20 protein-coding genes and 1 pseudogene are annotated in these 24423 nt (G+C 60.2%); 7 read left to right on the forward strand and 14 right to left on the reverse strand.

The genetic code is table 11. The features are described from left to right. Positions 1–163: 163 nt before the first annotated feature. The 4 genes from HL653_RS23190 to HL653_RS23205 all read left to right on the forward strand — a co-directional run bounded on the left by HL653_RS23190 (position 164) and on the right by HL653_RS23205 (position 2011). On the forward strand, positions 164–874 hold the full coding sequence (locus HL653_RS23190) for a hypothetical protein (protein WP_171746583.1): 711 nt from the start codon (positions 164–166) through the stop codon (positions 872–874). After that, positions 871–1188: a hypothetical protein gene (locus HL653_RS23195; protein ID WP_171746584.1), complete on the forward strand. Its 318-nt coding sequence runs from the start codon at positions 871–873 to the stop codon at positions 1186–1188. Before HL653_RS23190 ends, HL653_RS23195 begins: the two co-directional genes overlap by 4 nt. Continuing rightward, positions 1185–1484: a hypothetical protein gene (locus tag HL653_RS23200; RefSeq protein WP_171746585.1), complete on the forward strand. Its 300-nt coding sequence runs from the start codon at positions 1185–1187 to the stop codon at positions 1482–1484. The genes HL653_RS23195 and HL653_RS23200 overlap by 4 nt, the downstream gene beginning before the upstream one ends. A gap of 95 nt (positions 1485–1579) precedes the next feature. After that, positions 1580–2011: a hypothetical protein gene (locus HL653_RS23205; protein ID WP_253717333.1), complete on the forward strand. Its 432-nt coding sequence runs from the start codon at positions 1580–1582 to the stop codon at positions 2009–2011. A 105-nt stretch (positions 2012–2116) separates the two neighbouring features. On the opposite strand, the gene HL653_RS23210 is transcribed toward HL653_RS23205, so the two are convergent. The 4 genes from HL653_RS23210 to HL653_RS23225 form a co-directional block, all read right to left on the reverse strand. After that, entirely contained in the window at positions 2117–2950 is an 834-nt protein-coding gene (locus tag HL653_RS23210; RefSeq protein ID WP_171746586.1) for a hypothetical protein, read from the reverse strand. 101 nt (positions 2951–3051) lie between these two features. Further along, positions 3052–3501, reverse strand: a complete 450-nt coding sequence (locus tag HL653_RS23215) for a DUF488 family protein (RefSeq protein WP_171746587.1) — start codon at positions 3499–3501, stop codon at positions 3052–3054. Positions 3502–3656: 155 nt separating this feature from the next. Next, entirely contained in the window at positions 3657–4370 is a 714-nt protein-coding gene (locus HL653_RS23220) for a hypothetical protein (protein WP_216599927.1), read from the reverse strand. Positions 4371–4398: 28 nt separating this feature from the next. Beyond that, on the reverse strand, positions 4399–6027 hold the full coding sequence (locus HL653_RS23225; RefSeq protein WP_171746589.1) for an RNA-directed DNA polymerase: 1629 nt from the start codon (positions 6025–6027) through the stop codon (positions 4399–4401). A 229-nt stretch (positions 6028–6256) separates the two neighbouring features. Here HL653_RS23225 and HL653_RS23230 point away from each other — a divergent pair, with 229 nt between their 5' ends. Then, complete coding sequence (locus HL653_RS23230; protein WP_171746590.1) at positions 6257–6718, forward strand: hypothetical protein; 462 nt, start codon at positions 6257–6259, stop codon at positions 6716–6718. Positions 6719–6854: 136 nt separating this feature from the next. On the opposite strand, the gene edd is transcribed toward HL653_RS23230, so the two are convergent. Genes edd through HL653_RS23275 form a run of 9 tightly spaced genes read right to left on the reverse strand, consistent with a single transcriptional unit; the run spans position 6855 to position 19912 of the window. Next, positions 6855–8747 carry a phosphogluconate dehydratase gene (gene edd, locus HL653_RS23235; RefSeq protein ID WP_171746591.1) on the reverse strand — a complete coding sequence of 631 codons (1893 nt, stop codon included), beginning with the start codon at positions 8745–8747 and terminating at the stop codon, positions 6855–6857. Between the two features lie 9 nt (positions 8748–8756). Further along, positions 8757–10208 (reverse strand): glucose-6-phosphate dehydrogenase, encoded by a 1452-nt coding sequence (zwf, locus tag HL653_RS23240; RefSeq protein ID WP_171746592.1) that lies wholly within the window; start codon positions 10206–10208, stop codon positions 8757–8759. 11 nt (positions 10209–10219) lie between these two features. Continuing rightward, positions 10220–11656: a glycoside hydrolase family 32 protein gene (locus HL653_RS23245; RefSeq protein ID WP_253718188.1), complete on the reverse strand. Its 1437-nt coding sequence runs from the start codon at positions 11654–11656 to the stop codon at positions 10220–10222. Positions 11657–11700: 44 nt separating this feature from the next. Beyond that, positions 11701–12801 (reverse strand): ABC transporter ATP-binding protein, encoded by a 1101-nt coding sequence (locus HL653_RS23250; protein ID WP_171746594.1) that lies wholly within the window; start codon positions 12799–12801, stop codon positions 11701–11703. A gap of 12 nt (positions 12802–12813) precedes the next feature. After that, positions 12814–13710 carry a carbohydrate ABC transporter permease gene (locus HL653_RS23255; protein WP_171746595.1) on the reverse strand — a complete coding sequence of 299 codons (897 nt, stop codon included), beginning with the start codon at positions 13708–13710 and terminating at the stop codon, positions 12814–12816. After that, positions 13707–14768: a carbohydrate ABC transporter permease gene (locus HL653_RS23260; protein WP_171746596.1), complete on the reverse strand. Its 1062-nt coding sequence runs from the start codon at positions 14766–14768 to the stop codon at positions 13707–13709. Before HL653_RS23260 ends, HL653_RS23255 begins: the two co-directional genes overlap by 4 nt. Further along, positions 14765–16057: an extracellular solute-binding protein gene (locus tag HL653_RS23265; RefSeq protein ID WP_171746597.1), complete on the reverse strand. Its 1293-nt coding sequence runs from the start codon at positions 16055–16057 to the stop codon at positions 14765–14767. Before HL653_RS23265 ends, HL653_RS23260 begins: the two co-directional genes overlap by 4 nt. After that, positions 16057–16968: an ROK family protein gene (locus HL653_RS23270; protein ID WP_171746598.1), complete on the reverse strand. Its 912-nt coding sequence runs from the start codon at positions 16966–16968 to the stop codon at positions 16057–16059. Before HL653_RS23270 ends, HL653_RS23265 begins: the two co-directional genes overlap by 1 nt. A gap of 16 nt (positions 16969–16984) precedes the next feature. Continuing rightward, positions 16985–19912 (reverse strand): TonB-dependent receptor, encoded by a 2928-nt coding sequence (locus HL653_RS23275; protein ID WP_171746599.1) that lies wholly within the window; start codon positions 19910–19912, stop codon positions 16985–16987. Positions 19913–20297: 385 nt separating this feature from the next. On the opposite strand from HL653_RS23275, the gene HL653_RS23280 reads away from it, so the two are divergent. Further along, positions 20298–21113 carry a substrate-binding domain-containing protein gene (locus tag HL653_RS23280; RefSeq protein ID WP_253717343.1) on the forward strand — a complete coding sequence of 272 codons (816 nt, stop codon included), beginning with the start codon at positions 20298–20300 and terminating at the stop codon, positions 21111–21113. 6 nt (positions 21114–21119) lie between these two features. Here the strand turns inward: HL653_RS23280 and HL653_RS23285 are convergent, their stop codons facing one another. Then, positions 21120–23276 carry a LamG-like jellyroll fold domain-containing protein gene (locus tag HL653_RS23285; RefSeq protein WP_171746600.1) on the reverse strand — a complete coding sequence of 719 codons (2157 nt, stop codon included), beginning with the start codon at positions 23274–23276 and terminating at the stop codon, positions 21120–21122. Between the two features lie 338 nt (positions 23277–23614). On the opposite strand from HL653_RS23285, the pseudogene HL653_RS23290 reads away from it, so the two are divergent. Then, a pseudogene (locus tag HL653_RS23290) lies at positions 23615–23848 on the forward strand (IS110 family transposase); the annotation flags it as partial. Positions 23849–24423 lie beyond the last annotated feature (575 nt).

Raw genomic sequence — 24423 nt, forward strand, 5'->3', positions numbered from 1 at the left:
CCGCTTTTGCCGGGCGACTTGGGCTTAGCCGTCGGTCAGTATTTGCGATTAGAAACGGCGGCTTTCGCCTCGCGGTCGCTTTGCGGCCTTGGTATCGTTCACCTGACAGGAGTTGTTGCCACCGCTAGGCTATACTGATGACATTTGCTCCTATCCACATCGCATGAAGATCGATCGGCAGACCGTGAAGACACCACGCCGAATGAGGGCCGCATGGCGCGCGCTGACACTGGCGGCGCTCGCCCCCGTGCCGGCCGCGAGCGCTCCTCCTGCCCTCCACTCGCTCGTCATCCAGTCCAGCGAGACGCTCCAAATTGCCCCGAAGGAGGACAAGGAATGGTATGAGAAGGGCGTGTGGCCGCTGGTCGGAGCCGGAGTGACGCTCGCAATCACTAACGCGATCGCGCTCTGGATCGTGCATCTCCAAGCCGGCAAGACCTTCAAGGCGACCCTTAAGCAGCGAAAAATTGACCAACTCTCGGCGTCGCTCAGCGAGTTCTACAACCCGCTGCTGGCGCTGATCGACATAAACGGTGAGATTTTTGACAAGACGAGCAAAAAGGCGTGGCCAGAAGATGAGGCCGGCCGAGAGGCCGCGGCGCTCGTCTGGGTGGAGACGAAAAAGAAGGTGCTCGCCAACAACCTCGTGATCGAGACAATCCTGCGGACGAAGACGCATCTCATGTCGGAAACCGACTCGCTCGCTTCCTATCAGCCGCTGCTGCTGCACGTCGCGATGTATGAGACGTTCCAGACTGTGCAGACTGATCTCTACAAAAAGTTCATGTTTCCGGCCTCGGTCCGTAGTCACCTCGTTGACCAGCGATCCACTGTCCTGTCTGCCTATTACGAAACCTCGGGAGACAAAATTTGAGCACCAACTGGCTGCGGACGAAGATCGACGAGGAGAGTGACGCGGCGTCCGACGGCGGCGACCCGATCTTGACGATTACGTTTCACGGTGGGGAGGAGCGCGTCTACTGCCCTAACTCCAGCGAGTATAACGTCGATAGCGATGTCGTGGAGAAGGCTCGCGAGCTTGGCGCGACGATCATTGCCTATTCGAACACCTGGAGCGGCGCGACCGTCGAGGCGAAAGCCTACGGTCGCGCGAACGGCGTCTCCGTGATGCCCTACGGCCAGTTCTTCGCCTATCTGAAGCGCAAGGGTGTCGGGTTCGCCGAATGAGGGCTTGGCTGCGCGACGCACTGGCACCGGTCCGGGGCGATCTGTCGGCTGCCTATCTGTTCGGCTCCGTGCTCCACCCCGACGCTCATCCGGCGGATGTCGATCTGGTGTTGGTCGCGATCGATGGAGCCGGCGCGCCTGGGTGGCGTCGGGTGCGGGCTCTTCGGACGGCGATAGCGCCCGCGTTCAAACGAGCGTTCGGCCTGCCTCTCTCCGGTATGGTGCTCACCCCCTCCGAGTGGCGCGAGGTCGACGGTACGATCGTTCGCGAGCGCGAGCCGCTTCTGGGCGACTAGCAGGTCGCCGAGTGGCATGTTTTGGTCGGTACGGTCGCTTTTTGCTCTCGCGATCAATCCGATCGCCCGCCGAAGGGCTGTTGCATGAGGAAACGATGTTGAGTGAAGAAGCGAAATGGGCGTTTATTTCCGCGCTTGACGACGAACTGTTGAAAGGCAGCGCTACCATGTCGGAATGGTGCGCTTTTATCGTTCGCGATTGCGACTATGCCTTTGTCGGCGGCGCGAACCTAGCAACCGTGATTACCGCTACTGCGGCAATCGAAACCTATCTGCGCGCCGAGTATGCAGGTAGAAACCTTTTTCGCCTCGTGGATCTGATTGATAGCGCGCCTATCGAACCGGGGCTTCGCGAAGACATCCACAAACTGCGAAAATATCGCAACACATGGGTTCACGTGGCAACGCCAGAAGATGATGACGAAATTCTACAGAATCCCGAATCGTATGAAGAACAACTAGAAGAGTGGGCCAAACTGGCGCAACGCACCCTGCGCCGGACCGTCTATGAAAACCAATGGATATGAAAGATTCTACAGGCGTACGCGTCCGCGCCCTCAACTTAATGGCCGCCTTTGTCACCAGCTGATACGCCGCCGGCCGAGTTGCTGATTGAGCGACAGCGTGATCGATTAAAAGGCCATTTCGGACTGGACAGGACGGTCCGAGGAAATTTTAGGGGGGTAGATCATGCTGATGATCAGCCACTGATCCGGGAAGCGATGAATCGTCCCCATCAGGAAATGCAAATCCCTAGCGGGTAATTCGGTTTCCAGCCTTTGCCTAAAGGGCGTCTCCCAGCCGTCGCCATATTTGTCGACGCAGTGCCAGTAGAGAGCGCCCGCTTCCCAATCGGCTATTTTGTGGCGGTACCGGCGTGTCTCCCCATCGACCATACACTCATAATGGTAATGGAAATTGTGCGGCAGTTTGCGCAGCACGCGAACATCGCGTTCATCCTGTTCGTCGAAGAGGCCGCCTTGAATCTGATTTTTGACCAATCGTTTGAGCTCTTCCTCGGTCCAGTCCGGGCTATCTGCCTTAGTAATTTCAAGTCGGTCAACTCGCGCTGGGCAAAGTAAAGCGAGAGTCCAGCCTTGAGTCTTACGCGCAGCTTCAAGATCCGCAAAATCCGCAAAAAGTGCGAGTTTGCTCAGTTGATTGCGGCGCACAGTCCAGTCGTTCTTGGTGCTGATCGGCTTGCCCGCCAAGGTGATTGTGTCTACTGAGATCGTATAGCTCTCGGGCCGGTGATCCTTATGGGCTTTGCGGATTTGAGCCGAAATCCATTGCCATTTCTGGAATTTCTGGCTGTCGCTGATCAGGCGAAATGGAACCGGATATAGCCTGATGAATTCGCCCGACTGCGTCATACCCGCAACGCAGGATGTCTCGGCATATTTTTCACTTGGCGAAGGGTAGGTCTTGCACAGGATGAGTATGCGCTCGGTCCGGACAACTGCCATAAGCCCCTCCGCGCTGCAAAAAGCGACGCTCGCGCTCAGCTTTTACATCGATCGTTGGTGACGTTTAAGAGCTCATCAAAAATTTCACGTATTTTGCATCATCAGGGGTTTATCCCTACGTTCTTGACGTTGAAATCGGCTAGAACTGCCATTTCTTTCGCCACCACTGTGCGATGGCATTGGATCGGGCTACGCTCATAGCAAAGCAGGATCGATGGGTTCTCTGTGGCCAACTTCACCGCTACGCGCAGGGCCGCCTGTCCCTCCGGTGTCGCGATGTGGGCGGTGTAGATTTCGAGAAAGCGGGGATAATCCCCACGGCGCATGGCTTCTCGCCCTGCTTTAGGATCGCCAAGCGCCTTGAGGTGGATGTAGGCGATGTTCCGCTCTTCCAGAGCGTTCGCCAAGGCTGTTTTCGAAAAGCCACGTTTGCGTGATACCGGAACATCCCGGATGTCGATCAGGCGTTTGATGCCGCAATCCTTCATTGTCTGCAGGAAATGGGCGATATCCGCCCCCTCGTAGCCGACGGTGTACAGTTCGCTGGGCACTCAATTCTCCTTAGTGCGCGGCCTGATACACAGAACGGTCAATTCTCGTTAGTGCGAATGCCTATCTTCCTGAGATGCCTAGTCCCGTAAGCGCGGGCTTGGGAGTGGCAATGCCGTCGCTCCGAAGGCGGATTGCAGATCTCGGCCTTGGCGCTTCAGCGCCGGTCAAATTCCTGCCCAACTGCAGATCGCAGCAATTCCACTAGTTCAACGCGGTTTGAGGACGCTGAAGCGGACCGAAGCAGATGGTCGTAATTTACCAGAAGCGCCGCGTTCCGGCGGGGGTTCAGCAGGAGCACGTCCGACCAGACCCGACCGTCGTTCTCTACAGTCCGGGCATACTTCAGCAGCCAATACATGAGCACCTGCCGAAAATCGCCCGCACCGAAGTTCCGTCCCGTATGCTTGATCTCGATGAGGGTCGAACCGAGAGCGAAGTCTCCATTGCCGGAAGCTACCCAGCCTAAGCCAGGGATAAGGGGCGCGTGTTCAAGAATGGCAGAAGGGCGTTGAGCCCGGACGCTGTCCAGCATCGCAACTACATTTCGTGCGGCGTGGTCAGCGACCGAGATGTCTTTCGGCTCAAGCTTCTCCGGGATGCGGGCGTCGAAATGGCGACGCTGTCGTGACGAAGCGACCTTCAGGCATTCGTCCCACGACAATGCGCCGACGCCACGCAATTCGCTTTCGGCTCGGACCATCGAAATCTCGAAGAGCATCGCGTTTTGCAGGCTGCTGGCTTCAATCACATCAGCCGGGATCGCTTGCACGTCGGTGAAGGTGAACATCTTGCTGTTGAGAGCATTGACCAGTCCGCCGGTCAGGCGGGGGAACAGGATGTCAAGAACACCAGGAATGTCGCGCGCCACCGTCCTCGGGTCGCGTGCCGGAAGGCGACTAGCCGGCATTATTCACCCAGTCCTCGTAGAAGGCTGCGAAGTCACCCTGCGCGACGGTCTCGATCCCAAGTCGCCAGGCCAGTGAGAGGGTGCCGCGCAACTGCTTCCGCGATTTCTCGCCTTCGTCCCCGAATGCGCCTGCCGCCAGCCACAGCATACGCTGTTCGTCGGCGCCAAGATTCTGCCACTGATTGCGAAGTCGCGTGAAGTTCGACCGGTCGCGCCAATGCCGCCAGCAGTCGATGCAAGCCCGCCGAACCGATGCGGACTTCGTTGCATCGTAAGTGCGACGGACAAAGGCCCCGCGGATATCCGTTCTAGTGAACCGGATCGCCCGGAGGTAATGCAACATGTTGGCTTCGGGAACGAGAAGATGGGCAGCAGCACCCGGAATGCGATCGAGCAGGTCGTCGATGGCGTCGAAAATCAATCCGAACTCGGCATTGGCGCGAACCGCATAGACGCCGCGCATGATCTTCGACCAGGAGGCACGAAAGGAATCGAGATTGCTTGGGTCAAGGAGCGTGGCACAAAGTTGGACCGCGACGCCAGGCTCTTGAAATTTCAGGGCGCGTCCGATCTGGGCGATTACGAAGGCGTCGGGCTGTGATTTCTCCCGCTCGAGATCGAGCAGAAACGATATGTCGATCTTCTCAAAGGACTGTTTGAGCTTCTCGTACTCGGCAGTGGCATTGTCGGAATATGGGTCAAAATGAAGATCCAGCTCACGCAGCGCGAGACTTGAGTCCTCGCCATCTCCCAACTGCACCGCAACGAAGTCGCGATAATGTTTCGCGCTCAGAATCGTCGTTTTGCTACGGTTGAGTGAAAGTCCATAATCGGCGAGCGCATGGGACAAGTCCGAAAGCGCCTTGTAGGCCTCCTGCCGGGAGCGACAAATTAAGGTATAGTCGTCGACATAACGATGCCAGACCAGCCCGCCATCGGTGAGCGATCGATCGATTGGCGTCATCATCACTTCTGCCAGTATTCGCGCGCACTGACCGCCGACTGGCAGACCGAAGGAACGGCCGGCCGCAAGCTGGCTCAGGATGCGATCAATCTGCAGCGCCACAGTCGAGGCCGGTGCCAGATCCTTGAGGACGTTCTCCAATCGATGGTGGTAGATGTGCTCGTAGAAGCTTGAGATGTCGGTCTGAATCACAACGGAGCCCTCCTGGTCGAGGTTGGGCTCGTCTAAGGTTGCAAGCTTGTATGTGCGCCACGATCTGCTGCGATCGAAGAAACCTGGGCCTTCGGACGCAAGCCGATAAGAGTGCGCGCGATCGCTCCGCTGGCTTTCGTTCGCCTCTGCAATCGCCACACCAAGGCCATTGAGATACAGGTTCCAGAATGGATGGATTTTCGTCGTAATACGAAAACCGTGTGCCCCTGACGGAACGAGCAGGCGCTCCGCCACGATTGCCAGCCCGTTCATGAAGCTGACGGCCTTTCCAACCTTGCCTGTCTCGATGTTCTGAAACAAGTCGAGGCAAAGCGCTGCGAGATCGCCGGCCTTCTCCTTCACGAAGCCGGAATCCAGATCGTAGGGCAGCGTGTCGTTGTCACCGTTGTGACCAATCTCGAGCGCCGCGCGTACGAAATGATTAATATCGACCTTGACCATTTTGGAATTCTCGCATGGCGCACCGAGAGGATACCCACCCCGATGACATCTTCTTGCAGAGACACGAATCGTGTGTCCAGCATCCAACGATTACGAGGCGGATCCGAGGACTCGAACGGTTACCCGCCGGGTCGATTTGGCCTGGCGATGACGAAGACGGCTTCCAGATACGCGAGGTTTGCTCGCGCTATGGCCGGCAATGTACTAGGCGCAGGTGCTCGAACACGGGATGGTCAACGCAGTCATCGTCGCCCGTATGCTGCCAACGATGCGCGGGGATCCGGACATCGCGGCATGGGAGGCGGCGTTCGACCGCACCCACGATGTCGAATTGGTCAAGACCTTCAAAAATATGCTCCGCTCGCTGAAGCCGCTCCTTAAGATGAATAAAAGGTCGAAGACAAAGATCTTTGTCCAAAAGCAGACAGTCCGTTTTCCACCCGAGTTTCGGGCGCCGGCAGGCGTACGAAAGTCGTGGAAGCACGTGCCAGCGCGCTGCCCGCTACGCGCTACGCGCTATGGGGGTTCGGGTTTAGTCCTGCCTGAAAGTTCGAGCGATACGGCGGCGCTGCGGCCGGCTAACTTCCTCGAGCCATTAGTGGGCCATTGCGACGTGCTCTTTCCACGTCGGCGTCAGATCGTCCCTCTGTCGAGACCTTTGCTGATGTACGCCGCAAGATGCTGGCGTTGAATTTCGAGTCATTTTTTAGTATTTTTTCAGTTTTGATTTCGTAAAGTGTAGTTTAATCTATATGTTCAATAACGTAAATATACCTAGGTGATAATGTCTAGTATGACCAGTGTGGGTTCAGTGAACTCATCAATGTTCATGCGTCGATGTTGCTGTCTTCCCAGTCCGTGACCAGCGGCGGCTCTGGTTCGGCTACGGTGTGCACGAGCAGCGCTTCCATCGCCAAGATCATCGCCGAGCCGCCCTCCTCGGCAGTCGAGGCGCCCTTACGCATGAAAGCGAAAAGCTCGCGACCTGTGCCCTGCTGTGCCCAGGCCCGCGGTGCGAGTGACCGCGCCTTCCACTCGACAGGATCGACCAGCGCCTCGATCAGTCCCTCCTCGCCGGAGAGCCGCACGATGTCGCCGTCGCGCAATTTGCCGATCGGCCCGCCCGCCAGCGCCTCGGGCGTCAGGTGGATCGCCGCCGGCACCTTGCCCGACGCGCCCGACATGCGCCCGTCGGTGAGCAAAGCCACCTTGAAGCCCTTGTCCTGGATCGAGCTGAGCGGCGGGGTCAGCTTGTGCAGCTCCGGCATGCCGTTCGCCTGCGGCCCCTGGAAGCGGACCACGATCACGACGTCGCAGAACAGCTCGCCCGCCTTGTACGCGCGCACCACATCGTCCTGCTCGTCGAACACGCGCGCCGGCGCCTCGATCGTCCAGCGATCGGGTTCCACCGCGCTCGCCTTGAAGATCGCGCGGCCCAGATTGCCCGCGATCAGGCGCATGCCGCCGTCCGGCTGGAACGGCGCCGAGGCCGGGCGCAGCATCTTCTCGTCACGCGTCTCGACAGCCGGAACCCACTCCAGCTTCTCCGCCGCGTCCAGTTGCGGCGCGCAGCCATAGGCCGCCATGCCGCCCTTCCACACGGTCAGGATATCGTCGTGCACCAGCCCCGCCTCCAGCAGGGTGTGGATCGTGAAGGCGATGCCGCCCGCCTCGTGATAGCCGTTCACGTCGCCCGGCCCGTTCGGATAGACGCGCGCGATCAGCGGCACGGCGGACGAGATCCGGTCCAGATCCTCCCAGTCGATCAGGATCCCCGCCGCGCGCGCGATCGCGGGCAGGTGGATCGCGTGGTTGGTCGATCCGCCCGTCGCCAGCAGGCCCACCGCCGCGTTCACGATCGCCTTCTCGTCCACGCACAGGCCGAGCGGGCGATAATCGTCGCCGCTCCAGCCGATCTCGGTCAGGCGGTGGACGGCGGCGCGGGTCAGTTCCTGACGCAGCTTCGTGCCCGGATGGACGAAGGAGGAAGCGGGCACGTGCAGGCCCATCATCTCCATCATCATCTGGTTGGAATTGGCGGTGCCGTAGAAGGTGCAGGTGCCGGCCGAGTGATAGGATTTGCTCTCGCCCTCCAGCAGCGCATCCTCGCCCACCTTGCCCTCGGCATAATCCTGCCGGATGCGGGCCTTCTCCTTGTTGGGCAGGCCGGTGCCCATCGGCCCCGACGGGATCAGGATCGTCGGCAGATGGCCGAAGCGCAGCGCGCCGATCATCAGCCCCGGCACGATCTTGTCGCAGATGCCGAGCAAGGCCGCGCCCTCGAACATGCCGTGGCTGAGGCCGATCGCGGTGGAGAGCGCGATCGTGTCGCGGCTGAACAGCGACAGCTCCATGCCCGGCTGGCCCTGCGTCACGCCGTCGCACATCGCCGGCACGCCGCCCGCCACCTGCGCCGTCGCCCCCACTTCGCGCGCGAAGATCTTCATCTGCTCCGGATAGCGGCCATAGGGCTGATGCGCGGAGAGCATGTCGTTATAGGCGGTGACGATGCCGATGTTCATCGCGCGCTGGGCGATGATCGCTTTCTTGTCCTCGCCCGAGGCCGCGAAGCCATGCGCGAGATTGCCGCACGACAGGCGCGGGCGATCCACCCCCGTCTCCCGCTCGGACGCGATCAGGCGGAGGTAAGCGGCGCGGGTCGTCCGCGATCGTTCGATGATGCGATCGGTGACGGCGGCGATGCGGAGATCAAGGGTCATTCCAAATCCTTATTCGTGCCAGCTCACACCGTCGCGTTCCACCAGCGCTATTGCGCCAGGCGGGCCCCAGCTGCCGGCCGTGTAGTTCGCGGGAGCCATTTGCGTTTCGGCCCAGGCCGAGCGGACTGCGTCCACCCATCGCCATTGCGCTTCAATCTCGTCGCGCCGCACGAAGAGGGTCGGATCGCCTTCGATCAAGTCGAGCAGAAGCCGCTCGTAGGCAATACGGCGCCGAGCCCCGGCAAACGCGTTGGGCAGAGATATATCGAGCGGTATCTCACGCAGGACGACCCCTCCGCGCCCGAGCCCAGGCTGCTTCGCCATCAGCAATAGTCGAACATTCTCCTCGGGCTGAAGGCGAATGACGAGGCGGTTGGCGCGGAGGACCTGGCCTTGAAAGATCGAGTGTCGAAGACCGCGAAACTGGATCACAATCTCCGAAAAGCGTTCCGGCAGGCGCTTGCCCGTTCGCAGATAGAAGGGCACGCCCCGCCAGCGCCAATTGTCGACATGCGCTTTGATGGCCACGAATGTCTCGGCGGTCGACGGCCGGCCAAGCTCGGCTTCATAGCTTGCCACCGCCGCGCCGGAGATAGCACCGGCGCGATACTGTCCAGTGACGCTATGGCTCGTAGCTGAAGCCGGGTTTATGCTGCGGAGGGAGCGGAGCACCTTGACCTTCTCGTCTCTTACGTCCGTTGCGTCGAAGGAGGCCGGCGGCTCCATCGCGACAAGTGCGAGCAGCTGAAGCATATGGTTTTGCACCATGTCCCGCGTCGCGCCGGTGGCGTCGTAATAATCAACGCGCCCCTCAAGCCCGACCGTTTCGGCCACGGTGATCTGGACATGCTCGATGCCGCTCCACTCCCACATTGGCTCGAACAAGGAATTGGCGAAGCGCAGCGCAAGGAGGTTCTGGACGGTTTCCTTTCCCAGATAATGGTCGATGCGAAAGATGCGCTCTTCCGGGAAGGCGGCCGCCACCGTGTCATTTATCACGCGGCTGGAAGCGAGGTCGTTCCCGAGTGGCTTTTCAAGCGCGATGCGCGCGTTAGCCCCCGTCAGCCCGACACCGGCAAGCCCGGTGATCGCGGGCCGAAAAAGATCGGGCGCCGTCGAAAGGAAAATGGCGAGAGGCTGCGTCGCGCGCGCACCGAGCGCGCTCGCCAGACCATCGAACGACGATACATCGATCAGATCGAGCGGAACGTATCGCAATCGCTCGAGAAAGGAAGGAATCGCGGAACGACGATCGTCGTGAACGATCCCTTCCAAAGATGCACCGGCCATTGTGCGGAAGCTTGGCCCATCCTCTTCGCCGCGCGCGGTGCCGAGGATCATCAGATCCTCTGGCAGAAGGCCGTCGGCATGAAGGCCGAACAGCGATGGCAGGAGCATCCGGCGCGACAGATCGCCGGTCGCGCCGAAAAGCACCAAGGTGCGCACCGTTGGCATCGACATCCGGAGACGGCCTACAGTCGAGCTGGACCGAGCTGCACGTCCACCGCCCGGGGATCAATCGGAAAGACGGAGCAGGAGTAGACGCGTCGTCCTCCGTCGACGAACAAATCAACGAGGCACCCGTCGAAGAACAGCTCGATCGCGAGCGATCCGTTGGCTTGATACGGCGCGTCGGTGGTGAACCCGAAGGAAGTTTCGGCCAAGCCGCCATGCTCCCCACGCCGAAAAACGAGCCCCCGCGTGCCGTCGTAGTGAAGGCCCAGCAGGATGTTTCCGTCGGCCAGCACTTGAAGCGCGTCCGAGACGCCATCCACGAGCGTCAGTGAGGCCGTCGCGCGAAACGCAGCTCCGGTGGTGGCCCACGCCACCGCAAGCTTCTCGTCAGGGCTTTGTAGTGCTGCTGGAAACGCCTCAACTGCCGACGACACCGGCCGTTGGCCGAGCCTGAGCCTGCCGTCCTCGCCGAACAGGAACAACGTTCGTGGCAGCGACTGCGCACCCCGCCAAGGCTCGGTCGGGTAGAACCGGCCTGTCTGGTGGTTCGACATCCAACCGACCCACAAAGGTCCGGGCTGGTCGGCAGGCAGATCGGACCATGTGACGGCCGCGTAAAAATCAGGACCGAAATCGACGATATCGCCATGCGGGGCAGCGGGATCGACCGTAAAGGTCCAACCGTCGAACTCGCCCACGAAATATTGCGCTCCCGACCCGCCTCCCACGAAGTCGGCATCGACATCTACCTTCAGGACCCATCGTGATGCGTCGGGATTATCTTCCAAGGGTACGGCGATCAGATCCGGGCATTCCCACTGCCCGGTCGTGGCACCCGACGGCCCAAACGCGCTTGCCAGTTCCCACGAAAGGAGATCGGTCGAGCGGTAGAATTGCACCTTATGCTCGCGCGCCAGTGCCACCGACATCACCCAGGCGTTGCTCGGCTCGTGGCGAAAGACCTTGGGGTCGCGAAAGTGGGCCATCCCAAGGTCGATCAGCGGATTGCCGGTGTAAAAAGTGAAAGTTCGCCCTCGATCGTTACTATAGGCCAGACATTGGCGCTGAATGTCCGCCTCGGCATCGAAGCCCGTATAGAAAGCGAGCAGAGGCGGCTCGTTGCCATCGCCAAATCCAGAGACATTGTCTCGGTCAACGACGATCGAACCCGAGAAAATCATTTCCCGCTCGCGCTCGGCCATCGCCACCGGGAGCTCCTCCCAAGTGACAAGATCACGGCTGACGGCATGGCCCCAGCTCATATGGCCCCATTGATCGCCATAAGGATTATATTGGAAATACAGATGATATTCGCCGGCGAAATAGACGAGGCCGTTGGGATCATTCATCCAGTTGCGCCGGGGGGCGAAATGGAGGCTGGGACGGTAGCGCGCCTCGTCAGCGTCTCCGCCATGTAGTTCGTCAGGGCGAACGGTTGCAGGCTTGTCCATCATCACTCCAGTATTCGTCATATGATCAAAGAAGTTCGCGCGACCGCTCAGCGGACGGCCACACCGTCAGCGTCGAACAGGTGAGCGCGATCGGGATCGAAGCGAAGACCGACGCGATCACCGACTGCGACCCGTCGCGCATCTCCATTTAGCCTCACAGCGACCGTATCTTCCGCCCCCGCGACGTCGAGGAATGCAAAAGTGTCCGCACCAAGCCGCTCCACGATGACCACGGTTCCAGCCAGCATCGCATCTCCAATCGAACTGAGCTGACAGTGCTCGGGCCGAATACCCAGCGTCGTCGCGCGTTCGCAGGCCATCGAATCTCTCAGATCGAAGAGAATCGGCATCGTGCCGTCGGGATGCCCTAGGACCGTGACGGGAATGCGCCCGCCCTTCACATCTCCACGCCGGATCTTTAGGAACGCCATTGTGGGCGTGCCGATGAAGCCCGCCACGAAACGGTTCGCAGGCCGCTCGTACAGCTCCAGGGGCGCGCCGACCTGACGGATAACACCGCCTTCGAGCACGACGATGCGATCGGCCAAGGTCATCGCCTCGACCTGATCGTGGGTAACGTAAACGACCGTGTTGCGCAGCCGCTGGTGTAGCCGGCTTATCTCCATCCGCATCTGAATGCGCAGCGCAGCATCGAGATTTGAGAGCGGCTCGTCGAACAGAAAGACATTCGGGTTGCGCACAATCGCGCGTCCGATCGCAACCCGCTGGCGCTGACCGCCTGAGAGCTGGCTCGGCTTATTGTCGCGCAACTGCTCCAATTGCAGCACTCTGAGGGCTTCATCGACTTGGCGCGCCCGCTCGGCGCGGGGCATCTTGGCGAGCCTCAGGCTGAAGCCGACATTTTCGGCCACGGTCATATGCGGATAAAGCGCATAGGACTGGAACACCATTCCGACGCGACGGCGAGCGGGATCCCAATCGTTCACCCGCTCGCTATCGAAGAAGAGATCGCCGGAGCTGATACCCTCAAGACCGGCGATCATTCGCAGCAAAGTAGATTTGCCGCATCCAGACGGCCCGACCAGAACGAGAAACTCGCTCGGCGCAACGGTCAGGCTTACGCCCCTGATGATATGGCGGCCCCCATATTCCTTATGGATATCGCGCAGTTCTAAAGATGCGGGCAAACTTGCTGTCTCCTATCCCTTGACGCCGCTGCCGATCACGCTGCGGACGAACCAGCGTTGGAACACAACGAAGGCGATGAGCACGGGGATGGTAATGATGGTGGCGTAGGCCATGACATTGCCCCACTCGGTAGTGTGGCCGAAGAATTGCTGCATCCCGACCATCAGCGGCCGAGCGGACTCTCCGGGCACGGTGATGACTGGCCATAGGTACTGGTTCCACATGGCAAGGCCCTGCAGAATGCTGACCGTCGCAAAGACCGGTTTGGACGATGGCACGATGACGTGAACATAAACCTGGAGTGGCGTCGCGCCGTCGATATAGGCGGCTTCATCGAAATCCTTCGGGATGCCGCGGAAGAACTGGAAGAACAGGTAAATCGAAAAAGCATTGGCGACGAACGGCAGGATTTGCACGTAAAGCGTATTGAGCCAGGAGCGCGTAAGCACCAACTTTCCGGCAACAAGGCCGATGCCGGGCAGGTGTGCGACGAGAAGCATCAGCGGGACCGAAATCGCCTCGAACGGTATGACCAGCAGGATCACGAGCAAAGCCGCGACCGTCTCCCGGCCGCGCCACTCCAATCGGGCAAGGCTGAAAGCCGCAAGGCTGTTGACCACGAGCCCCATTCCGACGGTGAGCGCCGTGATCAGCACAGAGTTCAGAAAGAAGTGGAGGACGTTGCCGCCTCCGAACACGTAGGAATAGTTCGCGGTCGTCAGCGGTCCGGTTGGCAGGAACGCCTGGATCGATCCAGCATGGGCGAAGATCGCGTCGTTCGTCCGCAGCGAGGCGGTGATCATGAAAAGAAACGGGAAGACGAACATGGCCGCCAGTAGAAGCATCAGCGCATACAATGCGAAGCGCAGGGCAGCCGACGGCCGGTTGGAAGATGCCGGAACGCTCATTTCGACCACCGCCGCTGCAGTGCCTGCTGCAAAAGGATGAGCGATGTGATGAGAGCGAAATAGACGACCGCGACCGTCGATCCGTAAGCGATATTCTCCTCGCGCACGCCACGCTGAATGGCATGAAACATGACGGTCGAAGTGGCGTTCTGCGGCCCGCCCTGTGTCATCACGTCAACCTGCGTAAAGAGGCCGAGCGCTGCGATCGTGGTGACGACGAGTACGAATGCGATCGTCTGGCGCAGACCTGGAAGGGTGACGTGCCGAAACCGTTGCCACGCCGTCGCACCATCGATGCGAGCCGCATCGTAGAGCTCCTGGGAGATCCCCTGAAGCCCGGCAAGGAAAATGAGCATCTGAAATCCAGCGCCTTGCCAAGCAGACATGACGGCGATCGCTGGCATCGCGGTAGCGCGATCGCCAATCCAGTCGATATGGCCGGCAGCGCCGAACGTCAGGAAAGCCAGCAGGCGATTGATCGAGCCGAGATCGCGGTGGAATAGAAACGTCCACACGATGGACACTACGACCATCGACATGACCACGGGCGAAAAATAGACGGCTCGAAAAAAGGTCTGGGCACGCAAACCGGCATTGACGAGCAGCGCCGATCCTAGGGCCACCGCGCACTGAAGCGGCACAACCAAAAAAGCGAACTCGAACGTATTGATGAGCGAATGCAGAAAATCGGGATCGCGCGCGAGGATCGTGATGCGATACGCACCGCTCCTCACCTGCGTGAACGGCCGGTAGCCGCGATAATCCGGATCGGCCCGCGTCACGTCGCGAACGCGGACGAAAGTCGGCGAACTACTTTCGGAATCGACGGGGTCTTCGACAGGCTTCTGGGCGATGTAGGAGATCCCGAGTAAGCGCTCGTAATTTCGCCAACCGATAAAGCGGGTGTGGTCACCGCTCACCAGCCGCTGGTCGGTGAACGTCAAGGCAAATGCCATTACGAAAGGCAGGGCCAGGAACAGCAAAAGGCCGCCGAGCGCGGGTGCGCCCAGGATGAGGGCGACCCGGCCGTTTCGTCGCGAGGTGACACCTGTGCTCATCCCGACTTCTCCGTATCGAACGTCCGCGACGTATTGCCGAAGTCGGCGATCGCCTGGTCGATCGCGTCTGTCGCGTCGTCCAGGGCATCGCGCGGATCGGCACCGTCGGCGATGTTCTGAAGTGCGAAGAAGACACTGTTCGAGACCACCGGGAAGGCGGGCGTCGCTGGCCGCTGCCGGGCAAAGCGTTGCATGAGATCGAAGAAGATACGGCTGCGACCGCCCGGTCGAAAATCGGTTGAGAGCGCAGCACCCTCCGCGCTAACCGGGATCATGCCTGCGGCATCGGCGACGCGCGCCATCTCGACCGGCCGCTCCAGAAACCGGATGAACGCGGACGCACCGTCCGGATGGGGGCAGCTGCTGCTGATCGCCCACTGCCAGCTGCCACCGCCAATGACGGTGCCATGCCCGAAATCGGGCGGCGGAAGGATCAGCAGATCATCCCCTACGGCAGCGCGATAATCGGGCGCCCACCAGTTGCCAGTATAGGCGATGGCAGCGCGACCTGTCACGAATGCGCGGTCGTCGGGTTCGCGCCGGTCCACCAGTGCGCGCGTAAAGAGCGAGCGGAACCAGCGGCCGAAAGCCTGCGCTTCCGGCCCGTTGAGGGCGCCGTCAGCGCTCCGCAGCGTCCGTCGATCGAGCAGGTCGCCACCGAAGCTCTGCAAGATCGGCGAAAAAGCGTAGGTCCACCAATCAGATTTGGTGTCACGCGTGGCAAGGTCGAGCGGATGGCGATAGCCGGTCGCCTTCAGCCGCTGCAGCACCATGTCGAATTCTGTCAGAGACCAAGGATGATCCAGCGTTGGAATGCGAGCACCGATGCGCGCCAGCGCCGAACGGCGCGTGAACAAGGCGAGCGCGGCATCGAACTGTCCTATCGAATAAAGGTGGCCCTCGTATCGGCCCTGCGCGGCAGGTGTCACTTGCGCCGTGATCGTTGCAGGAATGAGCTCGTCGAGTGGTCGCAGATGGCCAGCCTCAACGAAGTTCGCGACCATCGGCTGGTCGACCGTCATCAGGCACGGCAATTGCCCGGCGAGTGATGCCGCGACGATCGACTGAGTATAACCTCCCTGCGGCAGCGATTGGGCCGTAATGTGCCAGCGAGACTGGGACGCGTTGAAACGATCGATTGCGCCCTGGCCAGCTGCTTCCTCAATGTCGCCCGCCTGATGTCGCCACAGGACGAGCTCCGTTCTGCCATCATGCCGCCCTTCGGCCGAGCACCCAGCGAGGATTGCCGACAGAAGTAGAACAGTCATTGTCCGTCGGCGATGCGACATCAGGCGGAAACCGAAATTTGTGTGCGCGCGAGTGCGAGCGCGCCAATCAGTCCGGGCGAAGGCTCTTCCGCCAAGGGCGCGGCGATGAAGGTCGCAGGATCCGCGCTGCAACGGTCTAGCGCATAGCCCGCTGTCAAAGTGGCAAACTGCTCGCGTACAAGATCAAGCAAGGATCGATGAGCCAGAACGCCGCCGCCAAGTATGATCCGCTCGGGGCGGAGCACATAGGTGAGATCAGCGCACAGGGCACCGAGATAGTGCGCCTCAATCGCCCAGCCGGGATGACCGTCGCCCAGGGTCTCTGCGGGCATCCCCCAACGCATGGCCATTGCCGGTCCGCATGCGAGCCCCTCCAAGCAGTCGGTATGATAAGGGCAGATGCCAGGGAACTGAGCGTCCCCGGGTGCACGGGGCATGCGAATGTGCCCCGCCTCGGCATGGCCGATCCCACCCAGCGGCTTTCCCTGCTCAATTACGCCTACGCCGATGCCAGTTCCCACGGTTACGTAACAAACCCGATGGAGGCCGCGCCCGGCGCCCTGCTCCACCTCGGCCAACCCCGCGCAGTTGACGTCAGTGTCGATCACAGTCGGCGCGCCAACCGCATCTTCGATGATGCCACGCATATCGACACTGGACCAACTTGGCTTTGGCGTGCTCGTCAATCGTCCATATCCGGGCGACGCGGGGTCGAGGTCGAGCGGCCCGAAGCTCGCCACCCCCGCCGCCGCGACTGCCCCCCGCTTCTCCCGTTCGCTTCGGAAGAAGCGACGAACGGCCGCGAACGTCTCGTCTGGCGTCGAGGTCGCAATGCGCGCCTGAGTCAGTACCTCTCCGCCCGGCGACATGACCGCGCAGAGAAATTTGGTTCCGCCAGCCTCAATGGCGGCAAACAGAGGAGCTGTCATCATGGAGGTCCGAACGATATCAGAAGCGATAGTTGAGCATGAGCCGCGCGGTGCGCCCAAACAACGGACGGGCCACTCCGCGATTGCCGACCCCGTCGGGCGCTTTCAGGTCGAAAAACAGCGGATCCCCTTCGGTGAAGGAGAGTTGGTTCGTAAGATTTGCGACATGCACTTGCAGAGACAGTCGGTTTGTGACGTCCCAGAGTGCCCCGGCATCCAGGATGTAATAGGACGGATAGACCGTCACGTTGATGTCCTGCGACGTTGAATAGCGCGCGGACTCATGCTCATAGCTCGCATAGAGTTTGACCGGCACGTTCAGAAGCGGCTTCAGGTCCCATCGGGGCCGGATGAAGATACGGGTGACGGACTGCCTGGCCTCGCGGCGCCCGTCCTGGGTGACAGTCGCCAGCTGATAGGTCGTGCCGACCTGATTGACGATTGTAAAGGTCGATCCCTTCACCCGCGGATTCTGCAACGTCACGTCCACGCCGACCTCGAAGCCCGGAATAAACGGCCTCAATGTGGCTTGAATCTCGGTGCCATAATTGGTTGTTCCAAAGGAATAAGGCTGGTTGACGCGCGGGCACAACGTAATCGTCGACGTGGTCGCGACCGTGCCGCCAGCCGTACACAATGGCGAGTTGATGTCCTGATAGGTATTGATGAGAGTGCGCGGCGTGAACTTGTTGTAAAAGCCGGCCGCGGACATATCGAGGTAGCGCGACTGGAAGCGTGCCCCGCCCTCGAACTGCGTAATGCGCTCGACAGGGTCCGCGAGCGGCGCGCTCTGGGCGAAGGCGATGCCGTCATTCATGCTCGGCAGGCGGAATGATCGAGACGCGAGCCCATAGATCGCAATCTGGCGCGCCACCTCATAATTGGCACCGATGGTCCAGCCGTGAGCCGAATAATGATCGTTCAAAAACTGCGGATCGCCGAGCGACTGATTTTGGGTGAAGGCCCGATTGCCAGTGGTTGCATTACCCGGAAAGTTGATCGTGCAGCAGTTACGATTTTGGAACCGAACGTTGAGCTTCTCGCGTTCCCAGCGGAAGCCCGCATCGATTTTCAGCTTGTGATCAAACGCTTCCCAATGGTCCAGCACATACCCGGCGAAATTTTCGGAATCGGCCGAGACGGCATTACCGTAGAAGCCGGGAATGAAGCTGCCCCGCAGCGACAACGGCGCGACCTTGGCCCCGCTCGCGTTCACCAGATAAAGGTCGACGAGTTCCGTCGGCGATGCGAGCGTGGAGATCGTCAGGCTGGCCTGAAAGTTATAGTCGTCCGAAGCGTCGGCGTGATATCCTCCGAATGTCAGCGTGTGCTCGCCAAACAGCTCGAACGTCTTCTGGATCCGGAGATCCTGCGTCGCGCTCTTCAGCTTTGAACGAATGACCCAAGGGATCTCGAAGCTGAGATTGCTGCCAGCTGCAATGGGCTGCCCATCGCGAACGTTGAAGGCTGCGATCCGTCCCCCCGGCCCGGCGATCGTCTGCGTATTCCCGTACTGCGCCCTGAGTGCATCGAAATTGGCGAAGCCGGATGCATTGAGCGGGTTGATATACTGGTTCTGGAATGCCGCATTGTCCAAGGCATTGAAATAGGTCGCCAGTATATTGCGATTATAGGCAGACGAATTAAGCGGCGTTCCGGACGCTGCTTGGAAGTTGGCATCGAAGGCCGGCTGAAGGAAGTCTCCAATGTAGCGATCGTTTAAGAACGACGCGGCCGGCGCAGCATCATTGCCTGCAAACAGCGCATTGAAGCCACTTTTCCCATCGACATAATTAGCCTTGAAATCGACCCGCCAGCCCGAGTCAAATTCATGTGAAAGCGTCGCAGCCAACGTTGTGAAAACAGGATGGATACCGTCGGCCAAATCGATCGTCTTTACCTCTCCATTGTCGCCGACCTGGGTGAGGTAACGATTTGACGGTGACAGAAGCGTGCCGTCGCGGAAGTTTATGCCGATTGGTTTGACAGATCCCGACTTGATGCGGATGGGATCGTCGACGGTGCCTGGCGCGGAAAATCCGGGGACCTCGATCGGCAAGTTGTTGAAAACCGCCGACCGGTCGTTCAGGAAAGTGGCATACAGCCCGACGTTCGTTCGGCCATCATCGCTGCGATATGTGAGATTGCCGCGGACCTGCCCGCCTCTGTCCGCGGTATACCCAGTATCCCGCAGACCATGCGACGTACGATAAAAACCGCCGACTGCGAAATGCAGCGTGTCGGTGATCGGGCCTGAAACGAAAAGATCGTTGCGCACGAACCCGTAGTCGGCGAGCTCCAGCTTGTATCCGCCAGCGAATTTGTCACCGCCGGTCTTGGTAATGTAATTGACGACTCCTCCGAGACCGTTCGAATAGAGCGCCCCGCCGGGCCCTCCCTTGATCGCCTCAACCCTATCGGTCATCAGGTCCGTCGAGAAGAAGACGTCGCTGTTCGCGAACGGCACGTCGGAATCCTGGAAGACGGGCATCCCGTCTACCAACTGAGGCGCATAGCGATATCCGCTGCTTGGCAGGCCGCGAACGGTGACGTTATTGCTCCGTTCGCCAGCCGTGCTGCCCTCGGCAAAGAAGCCGGGAATGTTGTTGAGCAGAGCAGCCGTGCTGATCGGAGCCAGCTGCTGAATCTGAGCCTGCGAAAGCGTATTGATCGTAAAGGTGGTGTCGAGCTTCCTCGAACTATCGGTCACGCCGGTGACGACAATATCATTCTGCCCCTGGCTGTCAGGGGTTGCCGACGGCCGCGCCGACTTCGAGGCGGTGGACGCTGCTTCGCGCGTCGCCGCTCTCTCGTCTGCATTCGAGGTTGCCGAGGTAGGCGGCGCGGTAATCGCATTCTGAGCGCGCACTGGGCAAGTCACGTTCACCGAAAGCGCCACCCCCGACACCGTAATGAGAAACGTCGACTGCCAAAGCCGTTTATTCATTTTCCCCTCTCCCCTTGGACCGTCTGAAGCGGCCTCTTCGTGACGCGAGCACCACGCTCTGCGAGGCCTGCATCCCCCAAAATGTCGACGTCGTCAATCGTAAATTGTCGACGTCGACATTAACTCCCCTGCTTGCGTGCGTGAGCCATACCTGTAACCAAAACGAGGCGCCTGCCGGATTGTGGAGATTTCGTTGGTAAGCATTAGAGATGTTGCTGCTCACGCCGGCGTATCGGACAAGACCGTATCCCGCGTGGCGAATGGCGAACCGAACGTTAGCCCAGCGACTAAAGTCCGCGTCGAGGAGTCAATTGCCGCGCTCGGCTACGTTCCGAACATGGGAGCGAGGCTGGTCCGGACCAATCGGTCGGGAGTGATAGGCCTGATGACGGATGTTGTCTCGACAACTCCCAATTCCGTGGAAATCATCAGAGGCGTTCAGGACAGTGTATCGACTGCGAGGCAGAGCTTGTTGATAGCGAACACGTCGGGGGCGCCGGAGATCGAGCAACGCGTTTGGCGGACTTTTCGTGAACACCGAATCGACGGAGTGCTGTACGCCACAATGTACCATCGGCGTATACGCTTCGCGGCCCGACCAGACATCCCGACGGTGCTCGTGAACTGCTCAACCGCGGAAGAGCCTGACCTCCCATCTGTCATACCTGATGACTACGAAGGGGGCCAAATCGCAGCCAATCGAGCCCTCGACAGGGGGCACCGCAAAATCGGTTTTGTGACGCTTAATCCACAGATCATTGCAGCCCAGCTGCGTGGAAAGGCGTTTGTCGATACAATGACGCGGCGGCGATGCCAAATCCGGTCGGACTGGATCCGCCCCGGCTATGCGGGCGAGGTCGGCGAAGAAATCCTCTGTGCGTTCGACGTTGCACGCGACATGCTGCAACCGACCGACCGGCCAACGGTGCTTCTGACGGGCAACGATGAGATCGCAATGCAGTGCCTCTTCGCTGCTCAGTCGCTGAACCTTCGGGTCCCGGATGATGTCGAGGTTATTGGATTCGACGATTTCCACATGATCTCAGCGCAGGTCATTCCGCCACTCACAACCGTTGCGCTTCCTTACTATCAGATTGGAATGCGCGCGGCTGATCGCCTGCTCTCCATACTTGCTGGCGACATTTCCGACATGAGCGTGGAACGCCTGCCCTGCCCGCTCGTGGAGCGAGCGTCAGGATGACCACGATCAGCGCAGCACGACATCCGAAACGAAGCTGCTAGGACGCATTGCCCATCCTTCATAGCGGACGGTGGCGGCCGTGGCGCCAATCACGCCTAGACGGGTGCTGTCCGAACGCACTGGATAGATTCGAAAGGAAAATGCGGCAGCATCGTTAATGAACACGTCCACCACAGAGTGATCGATGAAGACGTGAAATGTCCTGGGCTTACCAAACGCAGCTTCGTCATAGCTGCCGGATAGAAGCATCGGCCCTTCGGCATCGCTCGATATGCTCGACTTTCGCTTGTCCAGCGTAATCGAACGTGTCGCCGGATCATACATCAGGCGGGTCGTTTCTTCGCCTTCGCGGGATGTTGCGAGGATTATGCCGTACGGGTGCGACCCTACATCTCCTTCGAAGTTGACGATCAGCTCGCTGCTCGCGCCGAGGTCGCCGATCATGGAATCCCCAGCAAGCTCGCTTAGGACTCCACTTAGTCGGCGAGAGGGATCGCGGAGCTCGGCTAAGGCCGGCAAGGGCGACTGGCCAAGGGTCATTCCGTCGTCGAGCAACCGCCAAGCGCGCGGAAGGCTGAATACGTGCGCCCAACCTGCGGCCTTTTGCGCCCGCGTGCTGCGTCGTTCGTCGACGATCCCGATCGCCTCGAGCGTCCCGGCGCGGTCCCGGGCAACGGTGGGGCTAAGATGCCCAGGTATCAGGTCGAGAAGCTTGGGCGCCAGCTGGTCGGGTGTGAAGGCACTGCCGTCCCATCGCCCGATCCAATAGACGGCGCGCGTCGCTTTGTCCCCATACTTTGACACCGATCCTCCGATCGGATTCGCCACTAAGATATATTTGTTCTGGCCGATCGGTTCGAAGACAGGCATCTCCCATATGTCTGATCCGATATCCATCCGCTCGAACGGCGCGATGCGCGGCTGCTTTTTCCAACACTTGAGATCGTCGATATTCGCGCACCGGTAATAAGCCAGGCCGCCGCCGCCGCCTGGCATTGCCGCGCCAACGATCATGCGCCACTCGCCACCTTCTTCCCAGACATAAGGGTCGCGAAAGTCACGCAGCCCCTTGGCGTCGATGATAGGCCCGCGTTTGCGCCAAGTGCGCAAGTCCGGATCCGCGCTAAGGGCGACGGAGATGCCAGGATTGAAGAGGTCCCTCGAGTGATTTACGCTCGTGTAAAAGGCATAGGCGAGGCCATGCGAGCCGATCACGACATCGCCCGACCATATTCCCTTCATGTCGAAACCGAACGTATCGGTCTGCAGCGTCGGCCACAGCGCGTCGGGGAGGTACGTCCAGTTAACGAGGTCCTTGCTAGCCATGTGACCCCAATGCATCTCGGTTTTGTAGGGTCCGTTGGGCGTGCGCTGATAGAAGATGTGCCACTCGTTGCCGCGGCGGACGAAGCCGTGCGGTTCGTTCGTCCAATTTGCGGATGGCATCGCATGGAAGACGGGCCGCGCCAGATCGGTAGCGAAACGACTAGCAGGCACGGCGAGTGAGGCGGCCGCATTGGGCGGTATGACTGCCCGGGCGTCCCATTCGATCTCAGACGGTGCAAGGGCGCGATCGAACACCCGCACCTCGTCGAACGCTGCGTTGAGCCCGTTCACCCTGAAGATGCCGAGCTCCGCGTCCTGCCAGCTTAGGCCGACGTGTAGATCGCCGGGTGCGGGCACAAATGGTTTGCCCGCCCTAGTCCGCATCTCGCCTACAGGTTTCCCGTCGAGGAAGAGTCGTGCGAGCCCGGCTGCGGGATCGAACGTAACACCCACGAGCGCCCAGCGCGCGAGGGGAAACGGCAAAGTTGCAATAATGCGCTGATTGCCGTCCGGAGTAGACAAGCGGAAGCCCCACCGGCCGAACATATCAACGTACAGGTCAAACCCGCGTCTACCGTCAGCCTGATTCAGGAAAGAAGCAGGTTTGAGCGCATTTACCGGCACCTCTGCATCCGACGGGTAGCTCTCCAGAGCGATCCACGTCTCGATAGTGAAGCCTCGATGGGCATCAAGCGTGAGAGGCGCGGAAACGGAACTTGAAAAGCCGTCGCTCCGCCATGCACGACCGATCACTCCAGGTGTGAAGTCCGGTTGCCGGAACTGCGTTGCGATCTGCGTGGAGCCATTCAAGCTGGTCGGCTCGAAGGTTAGGTTCAAGATCGGGTCCGGCATGCGGGCAGAACAGGTGGACCACGGGACCAGCAGGCTGCACCATATGAGGAGCCGAAGTCGGACCGTCGAGACCAGCCGCGGAACTGAATGACGCGGCTCGTTATACCCCAACATAGCTCTCCCAGCCTGGCTTTGCGATCGCGACAAAAAGCAGTGTGACCTTGGTACCATCCGTCAGTCAAACGAAAATGTCGACGTCGACATTTTGTCTCGCAAATGAGCGGAGCGGCGAACAGATCATCCTCGTCGATGCTGGACTTGGTAGTCGGTTTCCGGGCTTCCCGCGCGCAGGACAATTTCCCTCACCGTCTCGAAGCCCCCGGCATCGATCTCGAATCGGTGACCGACGTCATCTGCGCGGGCTGCTCTACGAAGCCGCTACCGTGCTTCTCACCCGCAGCCGATCCGAATGCGATCTACGCAAATGGGGGCTGCAGCTCCGAGAGCGGCTCGGCCTCAAGCGCGCCGCCGTCGCCGTCGCCCGCAAGCTCGCCGTCATCATGCATAGCATGCTGACCACCGGCGAGCCGTTCCGGGGAGCACTAGCTACCGCCTGATTTACCCAGCTCGCCAGCGTCGCAAGGCGCGCGAGACGTCCTGCCGGGACGTAGGCCGATCCATTCCGCGCCATTCGTTGCACCCATGGCTCTTGCAAGCGGCGTGCGTCATGAACCTTGGAAGGGTCGCCAGCGAAGCCCCATCATGAGGCGACACCTGTCGAATGCGAAGACGACCATGCTCCCGGCGGCGGCATCTCAAAAACACCTTGCACCCGACGCGATTAGACGACGAATGGCCATTCGCGTCAGCTTTGCCGTCCAAACCGGTCGTTCCGCTTTCCACCCGAATGGCACGGATGGGGTTTGCCCGCTCTTGAACCGCCGCTTTACGACCTTGCTAAGACCATAGCCGCTGAGCTCACTCGACAAATCAAACTGCTTTAATTTCGACGCAAGGTCGGCTGATCCCCTGTTACGGGAGGCGCAGAACATAACAGGATCCTTTCGCGATCTTGCCCGGTCGACTTACGAATTCCGGGCGAAACCGTAGGATCTCTGTGCCCTCATTCGCGGATTGTTAAGCGACAGCGGCTAGATCGCTCGCGTCTGTTCCTTTTTTGGACAGGCTCCGG

Origin of the sequence: Sphingomonas sp. AP4-R1 (assembly GCF_013113735.1) — a bacterium.
Taxonomy (GTDB): Bacteria; Pseudomonadota; Alphaproteobacteria; order Sphingomonadales; family Sphingomonadaceae; genus Sphingomonas_I.

What these genes read in the sequence shown, in the direction of transcription:
- HL653_RS23255 (WP_171746595.1), bottom strand. Translation starts at nt 13,710, where the DNA reads ATGAGCGTTCCGGCATCTTCCAACCGGCCGTCGGCTGCCCTGCGCTTC.
- HL653_RS23190 (WP_171746583.1), top strand. Translation starts at nt 164, where the DNA reads ATGAAGATCGATCGGCAGACCGTGAAGACACCACGCCGAATGAGGGCC.
- HL653_RS23260 (WP_171746596.1), bottom strand. Translation starts at nt 14,768, where the DNA reads ATGAGCACAGGTGTCACCTCGCGACGAAACGGCCGGGTCGCCCTCATC.
- HL653_RS23205 (WP_253717333.1), top strand. Translation starts at nt 1,580, where the DNA reads ATGTTGAGTGAAGAAGCGAAATGGGCGTTTATTTCCGCGCTTGACGAC.
- HL653_RS23275 (WP_171746599.1), bottom strand. Translation starts at nt 19,912, where the DNA reads ATGAATAAACGGCTTTGGCAGTCGACGTTTCTCATTACGGTGTCGGGG.
- zwf (WP_171746592.1), bottom strand. Translation starts at nt 10,208, where the DNA reads ATGTCGATGCCAACGGTGCGCACCTTGGTGCTTTTCGGCGCGACCGGC.
- HL653_RS23200 (WP_171746585.1), top strand. Translation starts at nt 1,185, where the DNA reads ATGAGGGCTTGGCTGCGCGACGCACTGGCACCGGTCCGGGGCGATCTG.
- HL653_RS23225 (WP_171746589.1), bottom strand. Translation starts at nt 6,027, where the DNA reads ATGGTCAAGGTCGATATTAATCATTTCGTACGCGCGGCGCTCGAGATT.
- HL653_RS23280 (WP_253717343.1), top strand. Translation starts at nt 20,298, where the DNA reads ATGACGGATGTTGTCTCGACAACTCCCAATTCCGTGGAAATCATCAGA.
- HL653_RS23245 (WP_253718188.1), bottom strand. Translation starts at nt 11,656, where the DNA reads ATGATGGACAAGCCTGCAACCGTTCGCCCTGACGAACTACATGGCGGA.
- HL653_RS23210 (WP_171746586.1), bottom strand. Translation starts at nt 2,950, where the DNA reads ATGGCAGTTGTCCGGACCGAGCGCATACTCATCCTGTGCAAGACCTAC.
- HL653_RS23265 (WP_171746597.1), bottom strand. Translation starts at nt 16,057, where the DNA reads ATGTCGCATCGCCGACGGACAATGACTGTTCTACTTCTGTCGGCAATC.
- HL653_RS23270 (WP_171746598.1), bottom strand. Translation starts at nt 16,968, where the DNA reads ATGATGACAGCTCCTCTGTTTGCCGCCATTGAGGCTGGCGGAACCAAA.
- HL653_RS23230 (WP_171746590.1), top strand. Translation starts at nt 6,257, where the DNA reads ATGGTCAACGCAGTCATCGTCGCCCGTATGCTGCCAACGATGCGCGGG.
- edd (WP_171746591.1), bottom strand. Translation starts at nt 8,747, where the DNA reads ATGACCCTTGATCTCCGCATCGCCGCCGTCACCGATCGCATCATCGAA.